The organism is Streptomyces sp. CBMA29 (assembly GCF_014596445.1).
Classification (GTDB): domain Bacteria; phylum Actinomycetota; class Actinomycetes; order Streptomycetales; family Streptomycetaceae; genus Actinacidiphila.
The window spans coordinates 1-3,412 of the sequence record NZ_MECL01000123.1 but is presented as its reverse complement, the minus strand read 5'-3'; the positions used below and the strand labels follow the sequence as shown (position 1 = coordinate 3,412).

Genomic DNA, 3,412 nt, shown 5'->3' with positions numbered 1-3,412 from the left:
GATCGCCGGGGCGCTGGTGACCGGCTGCGGACACTCCGGCGCCACGTCCGCACCGGCGTCGTCGGCGGACACCTCGGCCGCCGCGTCGGCGGGTGCCTCGGCGGGCGCGGGCGGCGACTCGCCCGCGCCCTCCGACTCCGAACTCGCCCGTATGCGCAAGCTGGTGGACGACGCGGATTCCGCCGCCGCGACGGCGGAATCCGACGCGGCGCGCGACAAGTGACCCTGTTCGGGGGCTACTTGGCGTCCGCGTAGCACGCCACCGCGTGCGTCTCCAGCGGGAACGGCACCGGAGCGGAGCCGAATACCAGGCGGCGGGCCTCGTCGCCGGCCGCCGTCACCGCCGCTTCCACGGCGGGCGCGAGGCCGGTCGGGGCGTGCACGATCACCTCGTCGTGCTGGAAGAAGACCAGTCGGGGCTCCGGCCCGATCGCGGTCAGCCGGCGGCGCAACGAGGCCAGCATGGCCAAGGCCCAGTCGGAGGCGCTGGCCTGGATGAGGAAATTGCGCGTGAAGCGGCCCCAGGACCGGGCCGCGCGGCGGTCGGGGGACGCGCCGTCGCCGGGGTCGGCGCTCTCGTCGAGGAACCGGTCGGCGGACGGCGCGGGCGAGGTACGGCCCAGCTGCGACCGTACGATCCCGCCCGCCTCGCCGGTCCTGGCCGCGGCCTCCACCAGGGCGAGTGCGGCGGGGAAGCGGCGCCGCATCACCGCGAGGAGCTGCCCCGCCTCGCCGCTGGTCTGCCCGTACATCGCGGCGAGCAGCGCGATCTTGGCGCGCGGCCGGTCGCCGCCGAAGGCGTTCCGCGCCAGCGCCGCGTACAGATCGCCCTCCGCGGCAGCCGCCGCGAGCCCGGCGTCACCCGACATGGCGGCCAGCACCCGCGGTTCCAACTGCCCGGCATCGGCGACCACCAGGCGGTGCCCCGGATCGGCGACCACCGCGGAGCGCAGCAGCCGCGGGATCTGAAGGGCGCCGCCGCCACGCGTCGCCCACCGGCCCGACACCACGCCGCCCACCACGTATTCGGCGCGGAAGCGGCCGTCGCGCACCCAGCTCTCGCGCCAGGCCCAGCCGTGCGCGGCGTGGATCCGGGAGAGTTCCTTGTAGCGCAGCAGCAGCCCGGCCGCCGGATGCCCGACCTCGCGCAGCTCGTGCGAGCGGGTCGACGTCAGATGCACGCCGACGCGGGCGAAGGCGGGCAGCATCTGGGCGGGGGAGTCGGGGTTGACCGGGCGGCCGAGCGCGTCCTGGATGCGGGCGGCCAACTCGCCCAGCAGCGCGGGCCGTACGCCACCTGCGGGGCGCGGGCCGAGCAGCCCGGTCAGCAGTTCGTCGTGCACCTCGGCGCTCCACGGCAGCCCGTCGCGGCCCATCTCGACCGCGGCGAGCGCGCCCGCGGACTCCGCCGCGCACAGCAGCCGGATCCGGTCGGGGTGCTCGCTCGCGGCGATCCGCCGCTGCTGCGCCGCGTGCACCTCGACCAGCGCGGCCAACGGGTCGAGATCCTGTGGGAGATGACGCCGGTCAGCGGCGAACAGCACCGGCTGGTCGTCCGCGCCCGGCTCCGGCGCGTCCTCGGGCTCCGGCAGCCCGTGCAGCCGCGCCCACGCCGCCCCCAGCGACCGGGGCCTGCGGTGCCTGCCCTCCTGCCCGAGCAGCAGCGACTCGACGAGCTTCACGTCATGGCAGCGCGCGGTGCGCACCGACCCCCGGTCGAGCAGCCACGGGTACACCTCGTCGGTCGCCGCCCAGACCCAGCGCGGCGCCTGCTCCGCCTCCCGCCGCGCGACCTCAGCGGCCAGGTCCCGTACGACATCGATCTCCCCGACCGCCGCCCCGTCCTCCCCGAGCGCGCACAACCGCCCGCCCGACCCCACGGGGTCGGGCACGGCGGCGATCCGCGCGACGGCGGCGATGGCTGTACCCACCATCGGAGCCTAGGGCCTGTCCGGCGGATCATGGGAGCACCGGGCGGTGCCTGGGGTTCCCCCCGGGCTTCGTGCGGGGGGAGCCCCTGAGCGCAAGCGCCGGGATGTCCTCATGGCGGAGCTGTCGGGGTATGTCGGCAACGCGGCGGGCGTGCCCGTCAGGAGCTCTGCTGGGCCTCCTCGACCGACTTGCGCACCTCGTCCATGTCGAGGGCGCGGGCCTGCGCGATGACGTCCTCCAGCGCGGGCTCGGGCAGGGCGCCCGGCTGCGCGAAGACCGCGACCTTGTCACGGACGATCATCAGGGTCGGGATCGACTGGATCTGGAAGGCGGAGGCCAGTTCGGGCTGCGCCTCCGTGTCGACCTTCGCGAAGACCAGATCCTGGTGCTTCTCGGACGACTTGTCGTAGACCGGTGCGAACATCCGGCACGGCCCGCACCAGGCGGCCCAGAAGTCGATGAGGACGAAATCGTGCGACGACACGACCTCGTCGAAATTCTCCTTGGTCAGCTCCACAGTGCTCATGCCCCCACAACGGGCGGCGCCCGCCGGAAATTCCTAGCGTCGCCGCGGGCGCGGCGGACCCCGGAGACTTCACTCATACGAGTGGTGCGGGCGGGGTGTGCAGTGGCGTCCGACCCGCCGGACTCGTTGGTCGGGCTATGGCAGCAACGCAGTGGATTCCGCAAGACGACGGCGCCGACGGCGCGGGCGACGGTCAGCAACCATGGCGCTATTCCCGTGCCGGAACGGTTCTGCAGAGCACGGAGGCGCCGGTCTTCGCGGAACTCGCGGACCAGTGGCGGTCCGCGGGCCGCATGGTGCCGGGCCAGAAGGACACGGAGTGGGCCGAACTGGTCGGCCGCATCCCCCGTCTGACCGGCGTCTGACGACCGGCCCCGGCCCTGGTCCTGGTCCCGGCCCCGGCCCCGGTTTCCGCTGAGGGTGGAGCCGGCGGCAATCCGCCCGTGGGAGGCGACCGCGCGCCGTCACGGCAGCGGCTGGGGCGGCGGCGGTCCCTGGTAGGTGCCGCTGGGGCGCATCCGCAGCGGGCGCTCCTGGTACTCCTCCAGGGCGTGCGCGATCCAGCCCGCCGTGCGCGCCACGGAGAAGACCGTCTCGCCCGCCTCCGCGGGCATCGCGGCGGAGACGGAGAGCACCGCGAGGGCCAGGTCGACGTTGGGGTGCAGCGGGGTGTGGCGGGCGGCCGTCGCCGCCAGGTCGCGGGCCGCGGCCAGGGCGTCGGAGGCGGCGGGCACCCGCCCGAGCAGGTGGAAGAGCAGCCGCGCACGCGGGTCCTCGCCCTGGTAGAGGCGGTGACCGAGGCCGGGGATCCGCTGCCCGGCGCGTAGTTGCTCGGCGACGACGGGACCCGCGCCGCCGCGCTCCAGCACCTCGGCGAGCGTCCGGTGGGCCAGGGCGCTGGCCTGTCCGTGCAGCGGCCCGTCCAGCGCGCCGAGCCCGGCGGAGACCACCGCG

Annotated in this window: 5 protein-coding genes; 2 read left to right on the top strand and 3 right to left on the bottom strand. The window is 75.4% G+C overall.

Annotated features, from left to right (window positions below):
* A partial coding sequence (locus tag BGM09_RS17200; protein WP_188282487.1) for a hypothetical protein occupies window positions 1-223 on the top strand: 223 nt, incomplete at its 5' end.
* A 13-nt stretch (window positions 224-236) separates the two neighbouring features.
* Here the strand turns inward: BGM09_RS17200 and BGM09_RS17195 are convergent.
* Window positions 237-1,934: a bifunctional 3'-5' exonuclease/DNA polymerase gene (locus BGM09_RS17195; RefSeq protein ID WP_188282486.1), complete on the bottom strand. Its 1,698-nt coding sequence runs from the start codon at window positions 1,932-1,934 to the stop codon at window positions 237-239.
* 155 nt (window positions 1,935-2,089) lie between these two features.
* Window positions 2,090-2,458, bottom strand: a complete 369-nt coding sequence (gene trxA, locus BGM09_RS17190) for a thioredoxin (protein WP_188282485.1) — start codon at window positions 2,456-2,458, stop codon at window positions 2,090-2,092.
* A gap of 137 nt (window positions 2,459-2,595) precedes the next feature.
* Between trxA and BGM09_RS17185 the strand changes: the two genes are divergently transcribed.
* Entirely contained in the window at window positions 2,596-2,823 is a 228-nt protein-coding gene (locus BGM09_RS17185; protein ID WP_188282484.1) for a hypothetical protein, read from the top strand.
* Window positions 2,824-2,922: 99 nt separating this feature from the next.
* Here BGM09_RS17185 and BGM09_RS17180 read toward each other — a convergent pair.
* The coding region (locus BGM09_RS17180; protein ID WP_317452742.1) for a citrate/2-methylcitrate synthase at window positions 2,923-3,412 on the bottom strand (490 nt) is incomplete at its 5' end.

Bases quoted from the DNA above. Each gene is read 5' to 3' on its own strand.
- BGM09_RS17195 (WP_188282486.1), bottom strand. From the start codon at position 1,934: ATGGTGGGTACAGCCATCGCCGCCGTCGCGCGGATCGCCGCCGTGCCC.
- BGM09_RS17185 (WP_188282484.1), top strand. From the start codon at position 2,596: ATGGCAGCAACGCAGTGGATTCCGCAAGACGACGGCGCCGACGGCGCG.
- trxA (WP_188282485.1), bottom strand. From the start codon at position 2,458: ATGAGCACTGTGGAGCTGACCAAGGAGAATTTCGACGAGGTCGTGTCG.